This is a genomic window from Streptomyces sp. NPDC046860, assembly GCF_040645115.1.
Lineage (GTDB): Bacteria > Actinomycetota > Actinomycetes > Streptomycetales > Streptomycetaceae > Streptomyces.
In genome coordinates this window covers 127,153-149,097 of sequence record NZ_JBEYXQ010000012.1, presented here as the reverse complement: position 1 = coordinate 149,097, position 21,945 = coordinate 127,153, and the positions used below count along the sequence as shown (strand labels likewise).

Annotated in this window: 24 protein-coding genes; 12 read left to right on the top strand and 12 right to left on the bottom strand. The window is 71.6% G+C overall.

Annotation, left to right across the window (positions count from 1 at the left end; all coding sequences use genetic code 11):
* Positions 1 to 111 precede the first annotated feature (111 nt).
* Positions 112 to 1,065: a GTPase Era gene (gene era / locus ABZ898_RS19315; protein ID WP_361659927.1), complete on the top strand. Its 954-nt coding sequence runs from the start codon at positions 112 to 114 to the stop codon at positions 1,063 to 1,065.
* A gap of 10 nt (positions 1,066 to 1,075) precedes the next feature.
* Here the strand turns inward: era and ABZ898_RS19310 are convergent, their stop codons facing one another.
* Genes ABZ898_RS19310 through ABZ898_RS19300 form a run of 3 tightly spaced genes read right to left on the bottom strand, consistent with a single transcriptional unit; the run spans position 1,076 to position 3,789 of the window.
* Positions 1,076 to 2,389 (bottom strand): GH1 family beta-glucosidase, encoded by a 1,314-nt coding sequence (locus tag ABZ898_RS19310; protein WP_361659924.1) that lies wholly within the window; start codon positions 2,387 to 2,389, stop codon positions 1,076 to 1,078.
* Between the two features lie 44 nt (positions 2,390 to 2,433).
* Positions 2,434 to 2,700 (bottom strand): protealysin inhibitor emfourin, encoded by a 267-nt coding sequence (locus ABZ898_RS19305; RefSeq protein WP_361659921.1) that lies wholly within the window; start codon positions 2,698 to 2,700, stop codon positions 2,434 to 2,436.
* A gap of 24 nt (positions 2,701 to 2,724) precedes the next feature.
* Positions 2,725 to 3,789: a M4 family metallopeptidase gene (locus ABZ898_RS19300; protein WP_361659918.1), complete on the bottom strand. Its 1,065-nt coding sequence runs from the start codon at positions 3,787 to 3,789 to the stop codon at positions 2,725 to 2,727.
* A 390-nt stretch (positions 3,790 to 4,179) separates the two neighbouring features.
* On the opposite strand from ABZ898_RS19300, the gene leuA reads away from it, so the two are divergent.
* From leuA to ABZ898_RS19285, 3 genes are all read left to right on the top strand, one after another.
* Complete coding sequence (leuA, locus tag ABZ898_RS19295) at positions 4,180 to 5,901, top strand: 2-isopropylmalate synthase (protein WP_361659915.1); 1,722 nt, start codon at positions 4,180 to 4,182, stop codon at positions 5,899 to 5,901.
* Positions 5,902 to 6,091: 190 nt separating this feature from the next.
* The gene (locus tag ABZ898_RS19290; RefSeq protein WP_361659912.1) at positions 6,092 to 6,736 is read left to right on the top strand and encodes a TerB family tellurite resistance protein; all 645 of its coding nucleotides are present in this window, start codon (positions 6,092 to 6,094) and stop codon (positions 6,734 to 6,736) included.
* A gap of 89 nt (positions 6,737 to 6,825) precedes the next feature.
* Positions 6,826 to 7,839 carry a questin oxidase family protein gene (locus ABZ898_RS19285; protein WP_361659909.1) on the top strand — a complete coding sequence of 338 codons (1,014 nt, stop codon included), beginning with the start codon at positions 6,826 to 6,828 and terminating at the stop codon, positions 7,837 to 7,839.
* On the opposite strand, the gene ABZ898_RS19280 is transcribed toward ABZ898_RS19285, so the two are convergent.
* Together ABZ898_RS19280 and ABZ898_RS19275 are read right to left on the bottom strand one after the other, a co-directional pair.
* Complete coding sequence (locus ABZ898_RS19280) at positions 7,836 to 8,069, bottom strand: DUF397 domain-containing protein (protein WP_361659906.1); 234 nt, start codon at positions 8,067 to 8,069, stop codon at positions 7,836 to 7,838. The genes ABZ898_RS19285 and ABZ898_RS19280 overlap by 4 nt on opposite strands.
* Complete coding sequence (locus tag ABZ898_RS19275) at positions 8,051 to 8,881, bottom strand: helix-turn-helix transcriptional regulator (RefSeq protein WP_361659903.1); 831 nt, start codon at positions 8,879 to 8,881, stop codon at positions 8,051 to 8,053. The genes ABZ898_RS19280 and ABZ898_RS19275 overlap by 19 nt, the downstream gene beginning before the upstream one ends.
* A 123-nt stretch (positions 8,882 to 9,004) precedes the next feature.
* On the opposite strand from ABZ898_RS19275, the gene ABZ898_RS19270 reads away from it, so the two are divergent.
* From ABZ898_RS19270 to ABZ898_RS19255, 4 genes are all read left to right on the top strand, one after another.
* Positions 9,005 to 9,211, top strand: coding sequence for a hypothetical protein (locus ABZ898_RS19270; RefSeq protein ID WP_361659900.1), 207 nt, complete (start codon positions 9,005 to 9,007; stop codon positions 9,209 to 9,211).
* A complete protein-coding gene (locus ABZ898_RS19265) occupies positions 9,208 to 9,432 on the top strand; it encodes a hypothetical protein (RefSeq protein ID WP_361660125.1) in 225 nt (74 codons plus the stop codon). The genes ABZ898_RS19270 and ABZ898_RS19265 overlap by 4 nt, the downstream gene beginning before the upstream one ends.
* 82 nt (positions 9,433 to 9,514) lie before the next feature.
* Positions 9,515 to 10,261: a DNA repair protein RecO gene (gene recO, locus ABZ898_RS19260; protein WP_361659897.1), complete on the top strand. Its 747-nt coding sequence runs from the start codon at positions 9,515 to 9,517 to the stop codon at positions 10,259 to 10,261.
* Between the two features lie 30 nt (positions 10,262 to 10,291).
* Complete coding sequence (locus ABZ898_RS19255; protein WP_361659895.1) at positions 10,292 to 11,140, top strand: isoprenyl transferase; 849 nt, start codon at positions 10,292 to 10,294, stop codon at positions 11,138 to 11,140.
* A 120-nt stretch (positions 11,141 to 11,260) separates the two neighbouring features.
* Here the strand turns inward: ABZ898_RS19255 and ABZ898_RS19250 are convergent, their stop codons facing one another.
* The 4 genes from ABZ898_RS19250 to ABZ898_RS19235 all read right to left on the bottom strand — a co-directional run bounded on the left by ABZ898_RS19250 (position 11,261) and on the right by ABZ898_RS19235 (position 14,464).
* A complete protein-coding gene (locus tag ABZ898_RS19250) occupies positions 11,261 to 11,686 on the bottom strand; it encodes a transcriptional repressor (RefSeq protein WP_361659892.1) in 426 nt (141 codons plus the stop codon).
* 134 nt (positions 11,687 to 11,820) lie between these two features.
* A complete protein-coding gene (locus ABZ898_RS19245; protein ID WP_361659889.1) occupies positions 11,821 to 12,714 on the bottom strand; it encodes a metal ABC transporter permease in 894 nt (297 codons plus the stop codon).
* Positions 12,714 to 13,496, bottom strand: coding sequence for an ABC transporter ATP-binding protein (locus ABZ898_RS19240; protein ID WP_361659886.1), 783 nt, complete (start codon positions 13,494 to 13,496; stop codon positions 12,714 to 12,716). The genes ABZ898_RS19245 and ABZ898_RS19240 overlap by 1 nt, the downstream gene beginning before the upstream one ends.
* Positions 13,493 to 14,464 carry a metal ABC transporter substrate-binding protein gene (locus ABZ898_RS19235; protein WP_361659883.1) on the bottom strand — a complete coding sequence of 324 codons (972 nt, stop codon included), beginning with the start codon at positions 14,462 to 14,464 and terminating at the stop codon, positions 13,493 to 13,495. Before ABZ898_RS19235 ends, ABZ898_RS19240 begins: the two co-directional genes overlap by 4 nt.
* 241 nt (positions 14,465 to 14,705) lie before the next feature.
* Here ABZ898_RS19235 and ABZ898_RS19230 point away from each other — a divergent pair, with 241 nt between their 5' ends.
* From ABZ898_RS19230 to ABZ898_RS19220, 3 genes are all read left to right on the top strand, one after another.
* Entirely contained in the window at positions 14,706 to 16,088 is a 1,383-nt protein-coding gene (locus tag ABZ898_RS19230; protein ID WP_361659880.1) for a glycine--tRNA ligase, read from the top strand.
* A gap of 148 nt (positions 16,089 to 16,236) precedes the next feature.
* Positions 16,237 to 17,247, top strand: a complete 1,011-nt coding sequence (locus ABZ898_RS19225) for an aldo/keto reductase (RefSeq protein WP_361659877.1) — start codon at positions 16,237 to 16,239, stop codon at positions 17,245 to 17,247.
* A gap of 39 nt (positions 17,248 to 17,286) precedes the next feature.
* Positions 17,287 to 17,883 carry a TetR family transcriptional regulator gene (locus tag ABZ898_RS19220; RefSeq protein ID WP_361659874.1) on the top strand — a complete coding sequence of 199 codons (597 nt, stop codon included), beginning with the start codon at positions 17,287 to 17,289 and terminating at the stop codon, positions 17,881 to 17,883.
* 72 nt (positions 17,884 to 17,955) lie between these two features.
* Here ABZ898_RS19220 and ABZ898_RS19215 read toward each other — a convergent pair whose 3' ends face one another.
* The 3 genes from ABZ898_RS19215 to ABZ898_RS19205 form a co-directional block, all read right to left on the bottom strand.
* Positions 17,956 to 19,098, bottom strand: a complete 1,143-nt coding sequence (locus ABZ898_RS19215; RefSeq protein WP_361659871.1) for a serine hydrolase domain-containing protein — start codon at positions 19,096 to 19,098, stop codon at positions 17,956 to 17,958.
* A gap of 62 nt (positions 19,099 to 19,160) precedes the next feature.
* Positions 19,161 to 19,385: a hypothetical protein gene (locus ABZ898_RS19210; RefSeq protein ID WP_361659869.1), complete on the bottom strand. Its 225-nt coding sequence runs from the start codon at positions 19,383 to 19,385 to the stop codon at positions 19,161 to 19,163.
* 71 nt (positions 19,386 to 19,456) lie between these two features.
* On the bottom strand, positions 19,457 to 20,890 hold the full coding sequence (locus ABZ898_RS19205) for an MFS transporter (RefSeq protein ID WP_361659866.1): 1,434 nt from the start codon (positions 20,888 to 20,890) through the stop codon (positions 19,457 to 19,459).
* Between the two features lie 179 nt (positions 20,891 to 21,069).
* Here ABZ898_RS19205 and ABZ898_RS19200 point away from each other — a divergent pair, with 179 nt between their 5' ends.
* Positions 21,070 to 21,942 (top strand): helix-turn-helix transcriptional regulator, encoded by an 873-nt coding sequence (locus ABZ898_RS19200; RefSeq protein ID WP_361659863.1) that lies wholly within the window; start codon positions 21,070 to 21,072, stop codon positions 21,940 to 21,942.
* The last annotated feature ends 3 nt before the right edge of the window (positions 21,943 to 21,945 follow it).

Here is a 21,945-nt window from a genome sequence, read left to right as displayed (position 1 = left end):
AGGCGCGTTTCCGCGGTGTTTCGGCCCGCGCGGGCGGCCGGAGGCGCCGGTGGGACGGGCGCTCACGACGCCGGTGCGGCGCGGGCCCGAGGATCAGGGAGAATGGTCGGCATGAGCGTTCGTACCCAGTCATCCGAGCGGTCGGGCGAGAACGCCCACCGCGCAGGCTTCGCGTGTTTCGTGGGCCGTCCCAACGCGGGCAAGTCCACCCTCACGAACGCTCTGGTCGGGCAGAAGGTGGCCATCACCGCCGACCAGCCGCAGACCACCCGGCACACCGTGCGCGGCATCGTGCACCGTGAGGACGCCCAGCTCATCCTGGTCGACACCCCCGGCCTGCACAAGCCGCGCACCCTGCTCGGCGAGCGGCTGAACGACGTGGTCCGCACCACCTGGGCCGAGGTCGACGTGATCGGCTTCTGCCTCCCGGCGAACGAGAAGATCGGCCCCGGCGACCGCTTCATCGCCAAGGAGCTGGCCGGGATCAAGAAGACCCCCAAGGTCGCCATCGTCACCAAGACCGACCTGGTCGACTCCAAGACCCTCGCCGAGCAGCTCATCGCCATCGACCAGCTCGGCAAGGAGCTGGGCTTCGAGTGGGCCGAGATCGTGCCGGTGTCGGCGGTCGGCGACAAGCAGGTGGGCCTGCTGGCCGACCTGATCGTCCCGCTGCTCCCCGAGGGCCCGGCGCTCTACCCCGAGGGCGACCTCACCGACGAGCCCGAGCAGGTCATGATCGCGGAGCTGATCCGCGAGGCCGCGCTGGAGGGCGTGCGCGACGAACTGCCGCACTCCATCGCCGTCGTCGTCGAGGAGATGCTCCCGCGCGAGGACCGCCCGGCCGACCGGCCCCTGCTCGACATCCACGCCAACGTCTACATCGAGCGGCCCAGCCAGAAGGGCATCATCATCGGCCCCAAGGGCAAGCGGCTGAAGGACGTGGGCATCAAGTCCCGCAAGCAGATCGAGGCCCTGCTCGGCACGCCCGTCTTCCTGGACCTGCACGTGAAGGTCGCCAAGGACTGGCAGCGCGACCCCAAGCAGCTCCGCAAGCTCGGCTTCTGAAGCCCGCCCCTCAGCGCTGCGCCCGCAGCAACTCCTGGTACCAGCGGTAGGACGCCTTCGGCGTGCGCCGCTGCGTGGCGAAGTCCACGTGGACCAGGCCGAAGCGGCGGGCGTAGCCCTCGGCCCACTCGAAGTTGTCCAGCAGCGACCACACGAAGTAGCCCCGCACGTCCACCCCTTCGGCGAGCGCCCGGTGCAGGGCACGGACATGGCCGTCCAGGTAGGCGATCCGCTCCTGGTCGTCCAGTCCCTCGTACGAGCAGCCGTTCTCGGTGATCACGACGGGCGGCAGCCGGTCGCCGTAGCGGTCGCGCATGCCGGTGAGCATGCCGGTCAGCGCCCCGGGCACGACCGGCCAGCCGAAGTCGGTCACCGGGACGCCCTCGAACTCCCGCAGCGAGAAGGGCAGCCCGGCGGGCAGGGCCACACCGCCGAACTCCGAAGGGGTCTCCCCCGGGGCACCCACCCGGGCGGGCGCGTAGTAGTTGATCCCGTACCAGTCGAGCGGCTCCGCGATGATCCGCAGGTCGTCCTCGGCGCCCTCCGGCATCAACGCGGCCGTGCCGTCCGGGTACTGGCCCAGCAGGACCGGATCGGCGAACAGGCGGTTGAGGAGCAGGTCGTAGAAGACGGCGGCCTCCACGTCGGCCGGGTCGGCCGAGGCGGGCTCCACGGGGGAGTGGGAGTTGGCGATCCCGATGTCACGCACCCCGGCCGCGCGCAGTGCCCGTACCGCCAGGCCGTGCGCGAGGAGCTGGTGGTGGGCGGCCGGGAGCGCGTCGAAGAGCAGGGCGCGGCCGGGGGCGTGGGTGCCCAGCGCGTGGCCCAGCAGGGTGTGCTCGGCGGGCTCGTTGAGCGTGATCCAGCGGGGTACGCGGTCCCCCAGCCGGTCCGCGACGCGGGACACGTGATCGGCGAACCGGTACGCGGTGTCCCGGTCCAGCCAGTCGAGCCCGGCCGGCAGATCCCAGTGGAAGAGCGTCGGCACCGGCGTCACGCCCGCCTCGCACAGTGCGTCCACCAGCCGGTCGTAGAAGCCGAGTCCGCCGGGGGAGTTCACGCGCGGCCAGGAGACCGAGAAGCGGTACGCGTCCACGCCCAGGCCGGCCAGCAGGGCGACGTCCTCCGGGTAGCGGTGGTAGTGGTCGCAGGCCACGGCGGCCGTGGAACCGTCCTTCACCCGGCCCGGCTCGGCCGTGAACACGTCCCACACCGAGGGCTCCCGCAGGCCGGCGGCGCCCTCGATCTGGTGCGCGGAGGTCGACACCCCCCACAGGAAGCCGTCGGGGAAGCGGGGGATCGGGCCGTGCGCGTCCGTCACCATGGGCGGGATCATCCGCACCCGCCCCCGCGAAGTCAACCACCCGGCTAGGCACCCTCCTTCAGCACCCGCGACACCAACTCCCTCTGTGCTTCGGTCAGTCGGGGGTCCGCGGTGTGGACGGTGCGGCCGTCCACCGTGATCTCGTAGTGGAAGCCGTCCGGGACGCCCGCGGCGGGGGCGTCCGGTGCGGCGGCCAGGGCGCGGTCGGCCAGGGCGCGCCACTCCTGGGCGTCGGCGCGCCCCGAGGTGTCGACCTCGGCCTCCCGCTGGATGCCCGCGAAGCCGCCGGTGCGCCGTACTTGGATACGCATGGCCCCAGTGTCCGGTACCGGCGGCTACAGCGTCTGCACCCCCACTTCCTCCCACGCCTTCTCCACAGCCTGGAGCTCGGCGCCCGCGCCGTACCGCTCACGGGCCGCCTTCACGGTCAGGGTGGCGAAGTCGGCGAACTGGGCGTCCTCCTTCAGCTTGCCGCCGGTCAGCACGTCGTACCAGATCTGCCCGGTCTTCTCCCAGGCGTAGCCGCCGATCGCGGTGGCCGCGATGTAGAAGGCGTGGTTCGGGATGCCGGAGTTGATGTGGACGCCGCCGTTGTCCCGGCCGGTGTGGACGTAGTGCTCCATGTCGGCGGGCTGGGGGTCCTTGCCGAGCACGTCGTCGTCGTAGGCGGTGCCCGGCGCCTTCATCGAGCGCAGCGCCTGGCCCTGGACGCGGGGCGCGAGCAGGCCGGCGCCGATCAGCCAGTCCGCGTCGGCGGCGGTCTGGCGCAGCGTGTACTGCTTGATCAGCGAGCCGAAGACGTCGGAGAGCGATTCGTTGAGCGCGCCGGACTGGCCGAAGTACGCGAGGTTCGCGGTGTACTGGGTGACGCCGTGGGTCAGCTCGTGGCCGATGACGTCGACCGGGATGGTGAAGTCGAGGAAGATCTCGCCGTCCCCGTCGCCGAACACCATCTGCTCGCCGTTCCAGAAGGCGTTGTCGTAGTCCTTGTCGAAGTGGACCGTGGCCTGGAGCGGGAGGCCCTGGTCGTCGATGGAGCGGCGGCCGTACACCTTCAGATACAGCTCGAAGGTGGCGCCGAGGCCCGCGTAGGCGCGGTTGACGGTGGCGTCGCCGCCCGGCTCGGAGCCCTCCTCGCGGACCTTCGTGCCGGGCAGGTCCTGGGTGTGCTCGGCGTCGTAGATGGTGCGGTCCGGCTGGTCACCCTCGGCCACGGCGGCGGCCGCCCGGGCGCCGATCACGGTGGTCAGCCGGCGGCGGGTGCGCTCGAAGGCGTCCCGCTCCAGGGAGCGGCGGGCCGGACCGGACAGCGCCGGGTCCGCGTCGCGGGCGAGCTTGTCGAGGACGTGCGGCGGCACGATCGTGCAGAAGACGGGCTCGGAGCCCCCGTTGGTCGTCATACCCAAAATGCTCGCACTGTGCGATGCCAAAGTCACTAGTAGTAACCGTGATTGGTGAAATGCGGTGATATCTCTCGTCACTCCCTGTCACCGGATGGTATGGACCCTCGATGCCGGACCTCGCCGTCCCCCCGGCGCCCGCCCGCCTCCCTCCCTGACCCGCCCCGGACCTGCCCCGGACCCGTCCCGCCCACCTCCGGTTCCGCATGCTGATACGGCCCCGCGCGTCCATGGAAGCTCGGATAGGCTGCGGAGCATCATGCGTTTCGGGCTGCTTCTCCTTAGCTGCCGCGGCGAGGGCCTGTAGACAAGGCCGACCCCCTCCCCGCGGTGCTCTGGCGTTGCGTCGTCGGCCGTCCGTCCGGACCTTTCCGAGGAGCCCACGCGATCATGGCGAACCGCCAGCAGCCCAGCCCCATGCCGTTCCAGCGCTACGGCCAGTACGAGCAGGTCGACATCCCGGACCGCACCTGGCCCGGCAAGCGTGTCACCGCCGCCCCCCGCTGGCTCTCCACCGACCTGCGCGACGGCAACCAGGCCCTGATCGACCCCATGTCGCCCGAGCGCAAGCGGCGTATGTTCGACCAGCTGGTGAAGATGGGCTACAAGGAGATCGAGGTCGGCTTCCCCGCCTCCGGCCAGACCGACTTCGACTTCGTGCGCTCCATCATCGAGGAGGAGGGCGCGATCCCCGAGGACGTGACCATCTCCGTCCTCACCCAGGCCCGCGAGGACCTGATCGAGCGGACCGTGGAGTCCCTGCAGGGCGCCCGCCGCGCCACCGTCCACCTGTACAACGCCACCGCGCCGGTCTTCCGCCGGGTGGTCTTCCGGGGCTCCAAGGACGACATCAAGCAGATCGCCGTCGACGGCACCCGCCTGGTCGTGGAGTACGCCGAGAAGCTGCTGGGCCCCGAGACCGAGTTCGGCTACCAGTACAGCCCGGAGATCTTCACCGACACCGAGCTGGACTTCGCGCTGGAGGTCTGCGAGGCGGTGATGGACGTCTACCAGCCCGGTCCGGGCCGCGAGATCATCCTCAACCTGCCCGCCACCGTGGAGCGCTCCACCCCCTCCACGCACGCCGACCGCTTCGAGTGGATGCACCGCAACCTCTCGCGCCGCGAGCACGTGGTCCTGTCCGTGCACCCGCACAACGACCGGGGCACGGCCGTGGCCGCCGCCGAACTGGCCGTGATGGCCGGCGCCGACCGCGTCGAGGGCTGCCTGTTCGGGCAGGGCGAGCGCACCGGCAACGTCGACCTGGTCACGCTGGGCATGAACCTGTTCTCGCAGGGCGTCGACCCGCAGATCGACTTCTCCGACATCGACGAGATCCGTCGCGTGTGGGAGTACTGCAACCAGATGGAGGTCCACCCGCGCCACCCGTACGTGGGCGACCTGGTCTACACGTCCTTCTCCGGCTCCCACCAGGACGCCATCAAGAAGGGCTTCGACGCGATGGAGGCCGACGCGGCCGCGCGGGGCGTCGGCGTGGGCGAGCTGGAGTGGGCGGTGCCGTACCTGCCCATCGACCCCAAGGACGTCGGCCGCTCCTACGAGGCCGTGATCCGGGTCAACTCGCAGTCCGGCAAGGGCGGGATCTCCTACGTCCTGAAGAACGACCACAAGCTGGAACTGCCGCGCCGGATGCAGATCGAGTTCTCGAGGATCATCCAGGCCAAGACGGACGCCGAGGGCGGCGAGATCACCCCCCGCGCCATCTGGGCCGCCTTCCAGGACGAGTACCTGCCGAACCCGGAGAACCCCTGGGGCCGCGTCCAGGTCCGTACGGGCCAGTCGACCACCGACACGGACGGCGTGGACACGCTGACGGTCGAGGCGACGGTGGACGGCGTGGACACCGTCCTGACCGGCTCGGGCAACGGCCCGATCTCGGCCTTCTTCGACGCCCTCCAGTCCGTGGGCGTGGACGTACGCCTGCTGGACTACCAGGAGCACACGATGAGCGAGGGCGCGTCCGCGCAGGCCGCCTCCTACATCGAGTGCGCGATCGGCGACAAGGTCCTGTGGGGTATCGGCATCGACGCGAACACGACACGTGCGTCACTCAAGGCGGTGGTGTCGGCGGTGAACCGCGCGACCCGCTGACGCCGCGCTGACCGGCCCCTTCGGTGCCCCGGCCGCTGTATACGGCGGCCGGGGCACCGTCGTCTTCCGGCCGGGGAACGCCCCAGGTCACGGACCGGTCTCGTACGGGGTGCTGACTCGGGCTCCGTGATGTGGCTAACATCACGCCAGCGCGGCGATGTTGCCGCGTGGTTACGTGCGGAGGTGCGACGTGCTGCCAGTACGGGGACGAGACGGCCGAGCCGACGGGTTCGTCCGGCGCATCCTGGGCACTCGCACCGCCTGGACGCCGCAGGGCGACGGGGAGTTCTTCTGCCCGGGCTGCGGCGGCGACCGCAACTACCAGCGCCTGGCCGGCCGCAGGCGCCTCACCCTGCTCGGGGTGCCCGTCCTCGCGCGCGGTGCGGCCGAGCCGGTCGTGGAATGCGCCTCCTGCCTGCACCGCTTCGGCCTCGACACCCTCGACCCGCCCACCACCCGGCGCCTGTCCGTCCTGCTCCGTGAGGCGGTCCAGGAGGCCGCCGTCTCGGTGCTCGCGGCCGGCGGCACGGGCTCGCGGGCCGCGCAGGAGACGGCGGCGGCCACCCTCCGCGCGGCGGGCTGCGAGGCGGACGCGGCGGAACGTCTCGCCATGACGGCGGACGCCGCCGACCCCCGCGGCCCTCTGACCGCGCTCACCCCCCACCTGGCGACGGCGGGCCGCGAGACCGTCCTCCTGGACGCGGCCCTCATCGCCCTGGCGGACGGCCCCTACACCCCCGCGGAACACACCGCCCTCACCGAGATCGGCGAGTCCCTGCTGCTCCCGGCCGAGGCGGTGGAACGCGTGCTGACCACGGCGCGGACGCCGTCCTGAGGGAGGCTCGCGGGTCTCGCGGGGCCTAGGACCGGGACTAGGTCTTCCGGCCGTTACGCAGCTCCCCAGGGCCGCTCTACCGTCCCGCCATGGATACGACAGGCATTCTCGACGAAGCGCTGGAGCGGCTGCACGTATCGGGGCCGGAGCGGATGGGGCGGCTCACCAACCACGCGCCGATGGCCGTGGAGGCGCTCGCCGCGCGGGGGCAGTCGCGGTCGGTGCACCGGTGGCTGGACCTGTACGCGGACAAGCTGGAGGAGTTCCCCACCGGGGTCGAGCGCGTGACCGCCGCCGACTGGACCGCCGCGCTGGGCGACCCGCGACGGGCCGCCGACTGGATCGACCACTTCCGCCGGGAGGTCGCCGAGCGGCCCTGGCGGGAGGTGCTCGCCGAGTGGTGGCCCCGGCTGCTGCCCGGCATGTACGGCGGCTCGGCGCACCCGGTGATCCGGGTCGGGCACGCCGTACGGACCCTGCTCGCCGGCGACGAGGTCACCGGACCACGGGTGGACGAGCTCGCGCACGGGCTCGGCTACTGGGCCGCCCGGCACCACCCCGTCACCGGAGTCACGCTCCTGCCCGGCGCCGACAGCGCGGCCGCCGCGCTGGACGCCGTGCCGCCCATCGACGCGCAGGAGGGCAGCTTCCCCGCCCGGCTCGACCGCGTCTCCGGGCTCCCCGTCTGGGCGGACGGCGTCACCGGCCCGGACGAGGCCCTCGGCCGCCTCACCGAACTCGTGCGCGCGGCCACCCACCGGTACGCCACCCACGCCCACGGCGAGCCGACGATGCTGGTCCACGCGGCCACCGCGCCCAACGCGGTGCTGCGCACCCTGCCCGCGCTCCCGCGAGAGCAGTGGGTGCCGAGCCTGCGGGCCGCGTGGACGGCGTCCGCCGCCGTCACCGCGATGTACGCGCCCGACGCCCCCATCGCATTCGTCCCGCCGGGCACCCTCACCCCGGAAGAGGTCTTCGAACGGGCCCGCGCGCACGGCGACGAGCACGTCATCAAACTGACCGACACCGCGCTGGACGTCGGGGACGAACAAGCCCTGGCGGCCGCGCTCCGCGCGATCGAGCTGAGCGAGCCCCTGGCCTAGCGCACGCGCTCCCAGCAGGCGTGCGCGTGCGGATGCTGGTGCCTGACGGCGTCAAGGAAGTCGGCCCAGGCGGCGGCGCCCACGAGCAGTACGGGGCTGTCGGCGAGCTTGCTGTCGCGGACGGGGACGAGGCCGGGGACTCCGTCGGCTGTTTCGAGGCAGTTTCCGCCGTCGCCGTTGCTGTAAGTGCTCCTGTGCCAGCGGGCATTGCTCAGGTCGTACTCGCGCATCGTCTGTGGTCCTCAGCCGCCGATTCGATCAGGGCCAGGGATGCCTCCGGCGACAGCGCGGCGCCCCTGATGAGATCGTATGCGCGCTGGGCCCGCTTCACCACGGCCGGATCGTCGATCAAAGTGCCGGAAAACGAGGTCTCTGTATAGGCGACGAGCGGCGCGTCGTCGAACTCCATCAGCCGCAGCGAGCCGTTGTTGGCTGGGGCGCCTGCGGCGAACGGGAAGACCTGCAGAAGCACCCTTCGCTGCCGGGACAGCGCCGCGAGGTGGTCCAGCGCTTCTGCCGCGACCGCTGCTCCGCCGACGGCGGTGCGGAGCGCTCCCTCGTGCACGACCGCCCAATACATGGGGCGCGCAGCCTCCTTGAGGATGGCGGAGCGCTCCACTCGGGCGGCCGCCCGGTCGGCGATGAACTCTTCGGCCGCAAAGGGATGCGTCGCCAGGATGAGCGCGCGGGCATAGCTCATTGTCTGCAGAAGTCCCGGCAGGACAGTCGGCTCGAACTCGCAGATCGTCGTCGCCAACTGCTCAAGCTCCACCACCTGCGCGAAATACTCCGCATACCTCGGATCATCGATCAGCTTCCTGCACAGCCGCTCGAACATGCCGTCCGTCCGCAGGACTTGGTCGATGCGCTGGGCGACGTCCAACTGGGGCTTGCGGATGGCCTGTTCGAACTGGCCGATGTAACCCCCGGAGACGAAGACCCTCGTCCCCAGCTCCGCCTGGGTCAGCCCCGCGTCCTCCCTGCGCCGTTTCAGCTCCGTGCCGAAGAACTCCCAGACCGCCTGACGTGAACCGTTGGCCACTGCCGACCCCCTCGTACTGCCACGCGCTTGTAGGGCCGAGGCCCCTTCCGGAGTCTAGTTGTGGAGCGTCACCGTGAGGACACGAAGCGTGAAGAGCGTGACGGCAGGGAAGTGATGCGGACAGTGAACACACAGGATTCGGCGGACCGGGTCGAGGAAGCGGAGCGAACCCTCGAGGAGTTGCGGACCGCACTGGAGAAGGCCGGGATCAAGCTGCCCTCGCTCGGGCTCGATCCCGTCTCGCTGGCCTGCGAGGCCCCGATCCCGCTGGTGGAGCTGGGACGGTGCTCCGTGGAGACGGCCACGATGCTCGCAGCGGCCCTGCGGTGAGCGCGGGAAGGCCGCCGCTGGGCTCGTACGCGTGGGACAGCGGCACGGACAGAGTGGGGGTCGTCATGGGGCACCAGGGGCCGTACGTACAGCTCAGACCGCTCGGTGGCGGCCGGGAGTGGGACGTGCCGCCGGACCGGCTGCGCGCGGCGACCCCCGCGGAGCGGATCAGCGCGGCGACGGCGTACGCCAACGCGCGCAGCCGGGGCGAGGTGCCCTGACGGGCGTGGGGCCGGTCACAGCCGGGGGCGGGTGAGCCGATGCGGGGCCCGGCCGTCGTGGGCGTGGGCGAGAATGGACGGCATGAGTCTGTTCCGCGACGACGGCATCGTGCTGCGCACCCAGAAGCTGGGCGAGGCGGACCGGATCATCACCCTGCTCACCCGTGGCCACGGCCGGGTGCGGGCCGTGGCGCGCGGTGTGCGGCGCACGAAGTCGAAGTTCGGGGCCCGGCTGGAGCCGTTCTCCCACGTCGACGTGCAGTTCTTCGCGCGGGGCAGTGAGCTGGTCGGGCGGGGGCTGCCGCTGTGCACCCAGAGCGAGACGATCGCGCCGTACGGGGGCGGCATCGTCACCGACTACTCCCGTTACACCGCCGGGACGGCCATGCTGGAGACGGCCGAGCGGTTCACCGACCACGAGGGCGAGCCCGCCGTGCAGCAGTACCTGCTGCTGGTCGGCGGCCTGCGCACGCTCGCGCGCGGGGAGCACGCCCCGAACCTCGTGCTCGACGCGTTCCTGCTGCGCTCGCTCGCGGTCAACGGCTACGCGCCGACCTTCGGCGACTGCGCGCGGTGCGGCATGCCGGGACCGAACCGGTTCTTCTCGGTCGCATCCGGCGGCTCGGTGTGCGCCGACTGCCGGGTGCCGGGCAGTGTGGTCCCCTCACCGCAGACCCTGATGCTGCTGGGCGCGCTGCTTACGGGAGACTGGGAGACCGCGGACGCGGCCGAGGCGCGGCACGTCCGCGAGGGGAGCGGCCTGGTGTCCGCCTACCTGCACTGGCATCTGGAGCGCGGCCTGCGTTCCCTGCGGTACGTAGAGAAGTAAGCAGCAAGCACGGCTGAGGAGACGAGAAGCATGGACGTACGCGGATTTCTGGGGGGCCGGCGCCGGGAGTACCAGGCACCGGACCCGCACCCGTCCGGCGCCCGCGCGCCGAAGCTTCCCGGTGAGCTGATCCCCGAGCACGTGGCGATCGTCATGGACGGCAACGGGCGCTGGGCGAAGGAGCGGGGGCTGCCGCGTACCGAGGGGCACAAGGTGGGCGCCGAGCAGGTGCTCGACGTGCTCCAGGGGGCGATCGAGGCGGGCGTCCGCAACATCTCGCTCTACGCCTTCTCCACCGAGAACTGGAAGCGGTCGCCCGACGAGGTCCGCTTCCTGATGAACTTCAACCGCGACTTCATCCGCAAGACCCGCGACCAGCTCGACGCGCTGGGCATCCGGGTGCGCTGGGTCGGGCGCATGCCCAAGCTGTGGAAGTCGGTCGCGAAGGAACTCCAGATCGCGCAGGAGCAGACGAAGGACAACGACCGCCTGACTCTCTACTTCTGCATGAACTACGGCGGCCGCGCCGAGATCGCCGACGCCGCGCAGGCTATCGCCGAGGACGTGAAGGCGGGCCGGCTGGACCCGTCCAAGGTCACGGAGAAGACGGTCCAGAAGTACCTGTACTACTCCGACATGCCCGACGTCGACCTCTTCCTGCGGCCCAGCGGCGAACAGCGCACCTCCAACTACCTGTTGTGGCAGAGCGCCTACGCCGAGATGGTCTTCCAGGACGTCCTGTGGCCCGACTTCGACCGCCGGGACCTGTGGCGGGCGTGCGTCGAATTCGCCTCGCGGGACCGGCGCTTCGGCGGTGCGGTGCCCAACGAGGAGCTGCTGGCCATGGAGGCGGCGATGAAGGGCGACCCGGAGGCGTAGCCGCCCCTCCCTGCCTTGGCGCGACACCGTCGCCGCCGGGGCTGTCGCCGAGTACGAGGAACGCCCCCGCCGTCGAGGCGGGGGCGTTCCTGTCGTGCGTTCCTGCTTCTACGGCCCGGATCAGCCGGTGGCCTCCGCGCAGCCGGCGCAGTCCGCGCAGGTGCCGAAGATCTCCACCGTGTGGGCCACGTTGACGAAACCGTGCTCGGAGGCGATCGCCTCGGCCCACTTCTCCACGGCCGGACCCTCCACCTCGACCGCCTTGCCGCAGGTGCGGCAGACCAGATGGTGGTGGTGCTCGCCCGTCGAGCAGCGGCGGTAGACCGACTCGCCGTCCGAGGTGCGCAGGACGTCCACCTCACCTGCCTCGGCGAGGGACTGGAGGGTGCGGTAGACGGTGGTGAGCCCGACCGAGTCGCCCTTGTGCTTGAGCATGTCGTGGAGATCCTGCGCGCTGCGGAACTCGTCGACCTCGTCGAGGGCCGCCGCCACCGCCGCGCGCTGCTTGGTCGCGCGGCCCTTCACGGGCGGTCCAGCGGTCGTCACCGGGTGCCTCCTCATGTCTGCGCCTCTGACCCGGGTCATTGTGCCAGCCCCGACCCCCTCGGGTCAGACGCCGAGGCCGCCCCCGGCGGGTCCGCGGGGCGGCCCGGCGCACGGCCGGCCCTGACTTCCGGGGGTCAGACACCCACCTCGTCCCCGGCCGGGCGGGCGGCCGGGATGGCGCACTCCACCGGGTCGGCCGCGGGGCGTGACCTCCGGGCGCGCCGCCTGGCCAGCGGGGCCGCCAGCGCGGCCATCACCGCGAACGCGGCGATGGTGAGCAGGACGATCGTCGCGCCGGGAGGGACGTCCTGGTAGAACGACGTGATCGTGCCGCCGATGGACACCGTCACACCGAGCGCGACCGCGATGGCGAACGTCGCCGCGAAGCTGCGCGTGAGCTGCTGGGCCGCGGCGACGGGGACGACCATGAGCGCCGAGACGAGGATCAGGCCGACCACCCGCATCGCCACGGTGACCGTGACCGCCGCGGTGACCGCGACGAGCAGGTTCAGCGCCCGCACCGGCAGACCGGTGACCCGCGCGAACTCCTCGTCCTGGCTGACCGCGAACAACTGGCGCCTGAGGCCCAACGTCACGGCGACCACACAGGCGCCGAGCACGATGATCGCGGTCACGTCGGACGGCGCCACCGTGGACAGCGAACCGAACAGGTACGAGGTGAGGTTGGCGTTGGAGCCGCCGGGGGCGAGGTTCACGAAGAGCACACCGCCCGCCATGCCGCCGTAGAACAGCATCGCGAGGGCTATGTCGCCGCGCGTCCTGCCGTACCAGCGGATCAGCTCCATCAGCACCGAGCCGGCCACGGAGACGAGCGTCGCCATCCACACCGGGGAGGAGTGCAGCAGGAAGCCGAGGCCGACGCCGGTCATCGCCACGTGCCCGATGCCGTCGCCCATCAGGGGCTGGCGGCGCTGGACGAGGTAGATGCCGATCGCGGGGGCGATCACGCCGACCAGGACGGCCGCGAGCAGCGCCCGCTGCATGAAGGCGTAGTTCAGGAAGTCCATCAGCTCAGCAGTCCCGTCCGGATCGGTTCGGCGCTCTCGTGCGGGTGCACGTGGTCGTGGCCGGGCAGGGCGTGCTGGCCGACGGCCTTCGGCGGGGGGCCGTCGTGCAGCACGCAGCCGTCGCGCAGGACGACCGCGCGGTCGATCAGCGGCTCCAGCGGGCCCAGTTCGTGCAGCACCAGCAGGACCGTCGCCCCGGCCGCCACCTGATCGCGCAGGGTCGCGGCCAGCACCTCCTGGCTGGCGAGGTCGACGCCCGCCATCGGCTCGTCCATGATCAGCAGTTCGGGCTCGGAGACCAGCGCGCGGGCGATCAGCACCCGCTGGTGCTGGCCGCCGGAGAGCGCGGTCACCGAGTCCTTGGCGCGGTCCGCCATGCCGACCAGCTCCAGCGCCCGCTCCACGGCCTCGCGGTCCGTCCTGCGGAAGAGGCCGAAGCGGGTGCGGGCCAGCCGGCCCGAGGACACGATCTCCGAGACCGTGGCCGGGACGCCCCCGGCGGCGGAGGTGCGCTGGGGCACGTAGCCGACGCGGGCCCAGGAGCGGAAGGAACGCAGAGGCGTGCCGAACAGCTCGACGGCGCCCGAGGTGGCGGGCACCTGGCCGATGGCGGTGCGCACGGCCGTGGACTTGCCGGAGCCGTTGGCGCCCAGCAGCGCGACGACCTCGCCGGTGCGCACGCTCAGGTCGATGCCGCGTAGCACCGGCCGCCCGCCCAGCTCCGCCCGTACGTCCCGCAGGGCGAGCACGGGTGCCGTCGTCTCTTCTCCGGCGGTGTTCATTCGGCCCCCAGGGCGTTCTGGAGGGCCTTGAGGTTGGCACGCTGGACGGCGAGGTAGTCCTTGCCGCGCGAGTGCGCCGTGATGCCCTCGATCGGATCGAGCACGTCGGTCTTCAGGCCCGCGTCCCCGGCGACCGTCTTCGCCGTCTTGTCGCTGACCAGCGTCTCGTAGAAGACGGTGGAGACCCGGTCGGCCCTGGCCATCTTCTGGAGGTCCTTGACCCGGGCCGCGCTCGGCTCGGACTCGGGGTCGAGGCCGCTGATCGCCTCCTCGGTGAGGCCGTAGCGCTCGGCGAGGTAGCCGAAGGCGGCGTGGGTCGTGATGAAGACCTTGGACCGGGTGTGCGCCAGGCCGTTGCGGAAGTCGGTGTTCAGCTCGTCCAGCTGCTTCACCAGGGCCGCGGTGTTCTTCCGGTAGTCGGCCGCGTGCTTGGGGTCGGCCTTCTCGAAGGCCCGGCCGACGCCCTCGGCGACCTCGGCGTACCGCACCGGGTCCAGCCAGATGTGCGGGTCCTTGCCGTCCTCGCTCTCGTGGGAGTGGCCCTCGTGCTCCTCCTCGTGCCCGGCCGCGTGGCCGCCGACCTCGGTGCCGTGCTGCTCCAGGGTGGTCAGCGCGGTCGCGTCGATCTTCGTCCGCACCGGGGACTGGGCCACGGCCTGGTCGACGGAGGGCTGGAGGCCCTTCAGGTAGAGGACCGCGTCGGAGTCCTCCATCGCGGCTATCTGGCGCGGGCTGATCTCCAGGTCGTGCGGCTCCTGGCCGGGGGAGGTGAGGGTGCTCACGTGCACGTGGTCCCCGCCGATCCGCTCGGCGAGGAAGGCCATCGGATAGAACGAGGTGACGACGTCGAACTTCCCCGTGCCCCCGGCGGCGGCGCTGGTGACCGAGCAGGCGGACAGCGTGCCCAGGCCCAGCGCGGTGACGGCCGCTATCGCGGACCCGGATATGAGGCGTCGTCGTACGTTCATGACACTCATTTTCAACAAAGTTGGAAACGATTGTCAACAAGCTGAGGGTGCGGCCATGTGTGCGGACCCGGTCGCGCGAATTCACCCGGTGGGCTTGGTGAGGGTTCGGGTGGGCTTCGGCGGCTTCGGGAGGGGGGTCGGCGGGGGCCGATTTGGCCGAGGGGGAGCATGCGCCGGTAACCTGAATCATTCGCTGGAAGCATCTCGCTTCAACGCCCGTCGTCGTAATGAAGAGAGCACCGTGGCCGCCGACAAGATCGACACCATCGTCAGCCTGAGCAAGCGCCGTGGCTTCGTTTTCCCCTGCAGTGAGATCTACGGCGGACAGCGTGCCGCCTGGGACTACGGACCGCTGGGTGTCGAGCTCAAGGAGAACATCAAGCGCCAGTGGTGGCGCTACATGGTGACGTCGCGCGAGGACGTGGTCGGTATCGACTCGTCCGTCATCCTGGCCCCCGAGGTCTGGGTCGCCTCCGGTCACGTCGCCACCTTCACGGACCCGCTGACCGAGTGCACCTCGTGCCACAAGCGGTTCCGTGCGGACCACCTGGAAGAGGCGTACGAGGAGAAGAAGGGCCACGCTCCCGCGAACGGCCTGACCGACCTCAACTGCCCGAACTGCGGCAACAAGGGCACCTTCACCGAGCCCAAGCAGTTCTCCGGTCTGCTCTCCACCCACCTCGGCCCGACCCAGGACTCCGGCTCCGTCGCCTACCTGCGTCCCGAGACCGCCCAGGGCATCTTCACCAACTTCGCCCAGGTGCAGACCACTTCGCGCCGCAAGCCGCCCTTCGGCATCGCCCAGATGGGCAAGTCCTTCCGCAACGAGATCACTCCCGGCAACTTCATCTTCCGGACCCGCGAGTTCGAGCAGATGGAGATGGAGTTCTTCGTCAAGCCGGGTGAGGACGAGGAGTGGCAGGAGTACTGGATGCAGCAGCGCTGGAACTGGTACACGGGTCTCGGCCTGCGCGAGGAGAACATGCGCTGGTTCGAGCACCCGAAGGAGAAGCTCTCCCACTACTCCAAGCGCACCGCCGACATCGAGTACCGCTTCTCGTTCGGCGGCTCGGAGTGGGGCGAGCTGGAGGGTGTCGCCAACCGGACCGACTACGACCTCGGCGCCCACGCCAAGGCGTCCGGCCAGGACCTCTCCTACTTCGACCAGGAGGCCGGCGAGCGCTGGACCCCCTACGTCATCGAGCCCGCCGCCGGTGTCGGCCGCACCATGCTGGCCTTCCTCCTCGACGCCTACACCGAGGACGAGGCGCCCAACGCCAAGGGCAAGATGGAGAAGCGCGTCGTGCTGCGCCTCGACCACCGCCTGGCCCCGGTCAAGGTCGCGGTGCTCCCGCTCTCCCGCAACCCGGAGCTGTCCCCGAAGGCCAAGGGTCTCGCCCAGGCGCTGCGCCAGAACTGGAACATCGACTTCGACGACGCCGGCGCCATCGGCCGCCGCTACCGCCGTCAGGACGAGATCGGCACCCCGTTCTGCGTGACCGTCGACTTCGACACGCTCGAGGACAACGCGGTGACCGTGCGCGAGCGCGACACCATGAAGCAGGAGCGGGTTTCCCTCGACCAGATCGAGGGCTACCTCGCCGCTCGCCTGATCGGCGCCTGACCTTCGCATTTCCGCCCACCCTCCAGTCCGGTTCCTCCGGGCCGGAGGGTGGGCTTCTTCGTGCCCGGAGGGTGTCTGCCCAGAATCCGATGACAAATAACAGCTGACAGATATTGAATTCTGTCATTCGTCATGCCAGGCTGGACGCATGACGATGACAACGCGCACTCTCGGAACCACCGGCCCCCGTGTCTCCGCCCTCGGCCTCGGCTGCATGGGCATGTCGGGGATGTACGGAGAGGCGGACCGCCCCGAAGCCGTCCGCACCGTCCACGCCGCCCTGGAAGCGGGCGTCACCCTCCTCGACACCGGCGACTTCTACGCCATGGGCCACAACGAACTCCTCGTCGGTGAGGCCCTGCGCACCGCCCCCGCCGCCTCGCGCGACAACGCGGTGCTCAGCGTGAAGTTCGGCGCCCTGCGCGACCCGGACGGCGCCTGGCTGGGCTTCGACGGCCGGCCCGCCGCGGTGAAGACCTTCGCCGCCTACTCCCTCCAGCGCCTCGGCGTGGACCACATCGACATCTACCGCCCCTCCCGCCTCGACCCGGACGTCCCGATCGAGGAGACCGTCGGCGCCGTCGCCGAGCTGGTCGAGAAGGGCTGGGTGCGGCACATCGGCCTCAGCGAGGTCGGCCCCGAGACCATCCGCCGGGCCGCCGCCACCGCCCCCATCGCCGACCTCCAGATCGAGTACGCGCTGATCTCGCGCGGCATCGAGCGGGAGATCCTGCCCACGCTGCGGGAGCTGGGCATCGGCGTCACCGCGTACGGCGTGCTCTCCCGCGGCCTGCTCTCCCAGCACATCGCCGCCGACCGTGACTTCGCGGTCTCGGACTTCCGCGCCCACTCGCCCCGCTTCCAGGGCGACAACTTCCGGCACAACCTGACCCTGGTGGACTCCCTCCGCAAGATCGCCGAGCAGAAGGGGGCCACGGTCGCCCAGATCGCCATCGCCTGGGTGCTCGCCCAGGGCTCCGACATCGTTCCGGTCGTCGGGTCCCGCACCCGCGAGCGGCTGTCCGAGGCGCTGGGCGCGCTCGACGTCACCCTGGACCAGGCCGACCTCGCCGCCATCGAGGAAGCCGTCCCGGCCGACGCGGTCGCGGGCGAGCGGTACGCCCCGGCGCAGATGGCCATGCTGGACAGCGAGCGATGAGCCGGAAACGGTGACCGGCGCGCCGGGTACGGTCTAGGCATGGCAGCGACCGAGACCCTGACCGCCGAGCGCATCCTCGAAGCGACCGAGGAGGTGCTGCGCCGCCACGGCCCGGCCAAGGCCACCGTGGTCGACGTGGCCCGCGCCCTGGGCGTCAGCCACGGCAGCGTCTACCGCCACTTCCGTACCAAGGCGGCGCTGCGCGAGGCGGTCACCAAGCGCTGGCTGGACCGCACCTCCCAGCGGCTCGCGCTCATCGCAGGCGAGGAGACCCCGGTCGAGGGGAGGCTGCGGGACTGGCTCTCCACCCTGTTCGAGGCCAAGCGGCACAAGGCGGGTGACGATCCCGAGCTGTTCGCCACCTACAGCGTGCTGGCCGAGGAGAGCGGGCAGGCGGTCAGCGAGCACATCACCGACCTCACCGCCCAGCTCACCCGGATCATCGAGGACGGAGCCGGGTCCGGCACCTTCCGCGCGACCGACCCGGTCGCCGAGGCCCGCGCCGTCTTCCAGGCCACCGCCCGCTTCCACGACCCCTGTTACGCGCGCGAATGGCAGCAGCCCGGTATCGAGGAGGACTTCAAGGTGATCGTGGACCTGCTGATACGCGGACTGGGCGCTCCCGCCAGGCCGTGAGCCTCATCAGGCCGTGACCAGCGTCAGGCCGTGACCAGCGTCAGGGTGACCAGCGGCGGGCCGTGATTCCGGTCAGGCCGTGACCCGCCAGAAGTCCCGCACCACCGCGGGCGCGGTCGGGCCTGTCATGGCCACCTGGGTGAGCAGAACGGTCACCTTGCCGGTGGCCGGGACCAGATGGGCCGCGGTGCCGGTGCCGCCGACCCAGCCGTAACGGCCGGGCACGTGCCACGGTTCGGTGCGTTCGATGTCGACCGAGCCGCCGTAGCCCCAGCCCTGGCCCTCCAGGAAGAGCGAGCTGCTCTTCCGCTGGGCCGGGGTGAGCTGGTCGCTGGTCATCCGGGTCACGGACTCCGGCGAGAGCAGCCTGCGGCCACCGCCCGCCTCGCCCCCGGCCAGCAGCATGCGTGCGAAGGCCAGGTAGTCGTCGGCCGTGGAGACCAGGCCGCCGGCGCCGGAGGGGAAGGCGGGGAGCCGGTCCCAGCCGTCGTTGAATGTTTCGGCCACCTTCAAGGTGCCGTCGGCGTCGGGCTGGTAGGCGGTGGGCAGCCGGTGCAGGCCCCGTTCCGGTACCGAGAAGCCCGTGTCCGTCATGCCCAGAGGCTCGAAGATCCGCTCGGCCAGGAAGTCCGGCAGTGTCCGGCCCGTCGCCCGTGCGATCAGGGCGCCCTGAAGATCGGAGGAGGTGTTGTAGAGCCAGGCGTCACCGGGCTGGTGGAGGAGCGGTACCCCGGCGAGTTCGGCCAGCAGCTCGTCCATGGCGGGCACCGCGTGCGGGGCGAACCCGCCGCGCTGCAACTCGAACAGCGGGGCCACGGCGGGCAGCGAGAAGTCCGGCGGGAATCCCCACCCGCACCGGGAACTGAGCACGTCCTCCACGGTGATCGGCCGCGCGGCCGGTACCAGGTCGTCCACCGGAGACCCGGGCGTCCGCACCACCATCGGTTCGGCCAGCTCGGGAAGCCACCGTGCGACCGGGTCGTCCGGCCCGACCCTTCCCTCGTCGACGAGCATCAGCAGCGCGGCGGCGGTGACGGGCTTGGTGACCGAGGCGAGCCGGAACAGCGAGTCCCGCGCCAGCGGCACGCTCCGCCCGGTGTCCGTGTACCCGACGGCCACGGCCTCGACCTCGTCCCCCCGGGCGAGAAGGCCGACCGCGCCGGGCAGGCTCCCGTCGTCCACGTACCGGCGCAGGGTGTCGTGCAGTGCGGTCATGGGGCTCGCCCTCCGGTCGGCGCGGGTCGTCGTGGGGTAACGACTCCCACGGCGCCGTGGACTCATCGCCGGGACGGGTCCAGGGTCGCCTGATGGGCCTCGGCCAGATGCTCGGTCGCCGGGTGCTCGTCCGTCGGCGTCCACGGCAGGTGCCGGGTGCCCCGGCGCCAGCCGCAGGTGCCGCACCCGAAGGTCCGCTGGAGCCCGGCCCGCACCACCCGCACGACGTGTTCCCGGCCGTGCCGGTCCCACCGGCGCACACTTTTCCCGAATCTGCTGTCGGTCATGCCCGGAGTCTGCGGCACACGGGCCGGGGCGAGGGGAAAACTCCGGGTGGGAACCGTCACACGGGCCCCGCTCAACCCGCCTCGCGGGGCAGGCGCAGGCTCAGCAGACCGGTGGCGACGATCGCCGTGAGCTGGGTGACCAGGGCGATCAGCAGGGCGTCCCGCATCCCGGCGTGGGGGACCAGGGTGAGGAAGAGGGCGCCCAGGGTGGCCACGCCGAGGGCGAACGACGCCTGCTGGGTCGTCGCCAGCACCCCGCTGCCCACCCCGGCACGGGCGGCCGGGACCTCGGAGAGCACGATCCGCAGCAGGTTGGGGAGCTGGAGCGCCTGGCCCGCACCCGCGACCGCCGCCCCCGGCAGCAGGCTCCACGTCCCGAGGTCCGGCCAGTCCCGCCACACGGCCAGCACGATCAGCAGCACGCCCACGCCCTGGAGCACGGACCCGGCGCCCACCACCCGCGTACCGAAGCGGGCGATCAGGCGCGGCCCGGCCAGCGAGACCAGCAGGAAGGAGACCGCCATCGGCGCCAGCGCCAGCCCCGCCCGTACCGGGCCCAGTCCCGCGCCCTGCTGGAGGCTCAGCGCGATGACGAACATGAACCCGCTGAAGCCCAGGCAGAACGGCACCACGATGACCAGCCCCCGCCGCAGCGACACGGTGGCGAACAGGCTCGGCGGCAGCAGCGGGGTGCGGCCCTGCCGGTCCAGACGCCGTTCCACCGCCCAGAACGCCCACCCCGCCACCGGGAAGACGGCCAGCGAGACCCACGTCCACAGCGGCCAGCCCGTCGCCCGGCCCTCGGTCAGCGGGGCGAGCAGCGCCAGCAGGGCCACCGCCAGCAGGACGGTGCCGGGCACGTCGACCGGCTCCGGGTGCCGGGCGCGGGTGTCGGGGACGTGGCGGACGGCGAGCACCAGGCCGAGGACGACCACGGGCACGTTCACCAGGAAGATCGAGCGCCAGCCGGTGCCCGCGATGTCCGCCGCGACCAGGACGCCGCCCAGGATCTGGCCCACCACCATGGACAGGCCCGCCGTCGCCCCGTACAGGCTCATCGCGCGGGCGCGGCGGCCGCCCGCGGTGGTGGACTGGATGGTGGCGAGCACCTGCGGCAGCATCAGCGCGGCCGAGGCGCCCTGCGCGGCCCGCGCCGCGACCAGGGTCCACGCGTCCGGCGCCAGCCCGCACGCCAGCGAGGTCAGTCCGAAGGCGGCCATGCCGCCGATGAACAGCCGGCGCCTGCCGAACAGGTCCCCGAGGCGGCCGCCGAGCACGAGCAGCACGGCGTAGGTGACTCCGTACCCGGCCACGACCAGTTCCAGCAGGGCCTCGCTCGCGGAGAGGTCCCGGCCGATGGCGGGGAGGGCGACGTTGACGATGAAGAAGTCGACCAGCGGGAGCGAGGCGGCCAGCAGGACGGTCACCAGGCCCGCCCCGCTCAGGGAGGGCGCGGCCGCCGGGGCGCGGACGGCCTGCGCGGTGGAGAGGGTGGTCTCGGTCATGACACCGAGGGTGCGCCCGCCCTCAGACGGGTACCAGAGTGTGCCGATCCTGGTACCGGAACTACCCGCCAACGCCCTCGGACACCCCCGTGTCCCGCCCGCAGCCTGGTGGTCGCGGACGCTCATCCTGGTGGCAGGAGCACCTGGCAACGGGGTACGGGCGGAGGCACTCTGGAGCCATGACGACCATGGCCCAGGAGAGCACCGCCCCCGCGGTGAAGGGCGCGGAGATCCGCCGCCACGAACTGGCCGCGTTCCTGCGCAGCCGCCGTGAGCGGATCACCCCCGAGCAGGTGGGGCTGCCGCGCGGCGCCCGGCGGCGTACGCCGGGGCTGCGCCGCGAGGAGGTCGCACAGCTCTCCGCGGTGGGCGTGACCTGGTACACCTGGCTCGAACAGGCCCGCAACATCCAGGTGTCCGTGCAGGTCCTCGACGCCCTCGCCCGCACCCTGATGCTGGACCCCAGCGAGCGCGCCCACCTCTTCCGGCTGGCCGGGGCCACCGACCCGACGCCCGCCGCGGTCTGCCCCAGCATCACCCCGGCGCTGCGCGCGACCCTGCGCCAGATGGAGCCGTTCCCGGCGGCGGTGCAGAACAGCCGGTACGACATCCTGGCCTACAACCGGACCTACGCCCGGCTGCTGTGCGACATGGACGCGATCGCGCCCGAGGACCGCAACTGCGTCCTCCTCGCCTACTCCAACCCCGAGTGGCGCTCCTCCATCGTCCACCTCGACGAGACCCTGCGGCTGATGGCGGCCCGCCTGCGCGCCTCGCTCGCCGGACACCTCGGCGAACCGGCGTGGAAGATGCTCCTCAAGCGCCTCCAGGCGTACCCGGAGTTCCGCGAGCACTGGGAGCGCTACGAGGTGGTCGGCAACCGCTCCAAGACCAAGGAGTTCCTCAACCCCCACGTCGGCCTCCTCACCCTGGAGCACACCGACCTCTGGCTCTCCCCGGACCAGGGCCCCCGCATCGTGATCTACCCGCCCAGGAACGAGGAGTCCCGCGAGCGCCTGGAGAAGCTGCACGCGATGGCGCTGGAGGGATGAGCC

Coding starts and splice junctions, on each gene's coding strand:
- era (WP_361659927.1), top strand. CDS start 112: ATGAGCGTTCGTACCCAGTCATCCGAGCGGTCGGGCGAGAACGCCCAC.
- ABZ898_RS19310 (WP_361659924.1), bottom strand. CDS start 2,389: ATGGTGACGGACGCGCACGGCCCGATCCCCCGCTTCCCCGACGGCTTC.
- ABZ898_RS19305 (WP_361659921.1), bottom strand. CDS start 2,700: ATGCGTATCCAAGTACGGCGCACCGGCGGCTTCGCGGGCATCCAGCGG.
- ABZ898_RS19300 (WP_361659918.1), bottom strand. CDS start 3,789: ATGACGACCAACGGGGGCTCCGAGCCCGTCTTCTGCACGATCGTGCCG.
- leuA (WP_361659915.1), top strand. CDS start 4,180: ATGGCGAACCGCCAGCAGCCCAGCCCCATGCCGTTCCAGCGCTACGGC.
- ABZ898_RS19285 (WP_361659909.1), top strand. CDS start 6,826: ATGGATACGACAGGCATTCTCGACGAAGCGCTGGAGCGGCTGCACGTA.
- ABZ898_RS19280 (WP_361659906.1), bottom strand. CDS start 8,069: ATGCGCGAGTACGACCTGAGCAATGCCCGCTGGCACAGGAGCACTTAC.
- recO (WP_361659897.1), top strand. CDS start 9,515: ATGAGTCTGTTCCGCGACGACGGCATCGTGCTGCGCACCCAGAAGCTG.
- ABZ898_RS19255 (WP_361659895.1), top strand. CDS start 10,292: ATGGACGTACGCGGATTTCTGGGGGGCCGGCGCCGGGAGTACCAGGCA.
- ABZ898_RS19245 (WP_361659889.1), bottom strand. CDS start 12,714: ATGGACTTCCTGAACTACGCCTTCATGCAGCGGGCGCTGCTCGCGGCC.
- ABZ898_RS19240 (WP_361659886.1), bottom strand. CDS start 13,496: ATGAACACCGCCGGAGAAGAGACGACGGCACCCGTGCTCGCCCTGCGG.
- ABZ898_RS19235 (WP_361659883.1), bottom strand. CDS start 14,464: ATGAACGTACGACGACGCCTCATATCCGGGTCCGCGATAGCGGCCGTC.
- ABZ898_RS19225 (WP_361659877.1), top strand. CDS start 16,237: ATGACGATGACAACGCGCACTCTCGGAACCACCGGCCCCCGTGTCTCC.
- ABZ898_RS19220 (WP_361659874.1), top strand. CDS start 17,287: ATGGCAGCGACCGAGACCCTGACCGCCGAGCGCATCCTCGAAGCGACC.
- ABZ898_RS19215 (WP_361659871.1), bottom strand. CDS start 19,098: ATGACCGCACTGCACGACACCCTGCGCCGGTACGTGGACGACGGGAGC.
- ABZ898_RS19210 (WP_361659869.1), bottom strand. CDS start 19,385: ATGACCGACAGCAGATTCGGGAAAAGTGTGCGCCGGTGGGACCGGCAC.
- ABZ898_RS19205 (WP_361659866.1), bottom strand. CDS start 20,890: ATGACCGAGACCACCCTCTCCACCGCGCAGGCCGTCCGCGCCCCGGCG.
- ABZ898_RS19200 (WP_361659863.1), top strand. CDS start 21,070: ATGACGACCATGGCCCAGGAGAGCACCGCCCCCGCGGTGAAGGGCGCG.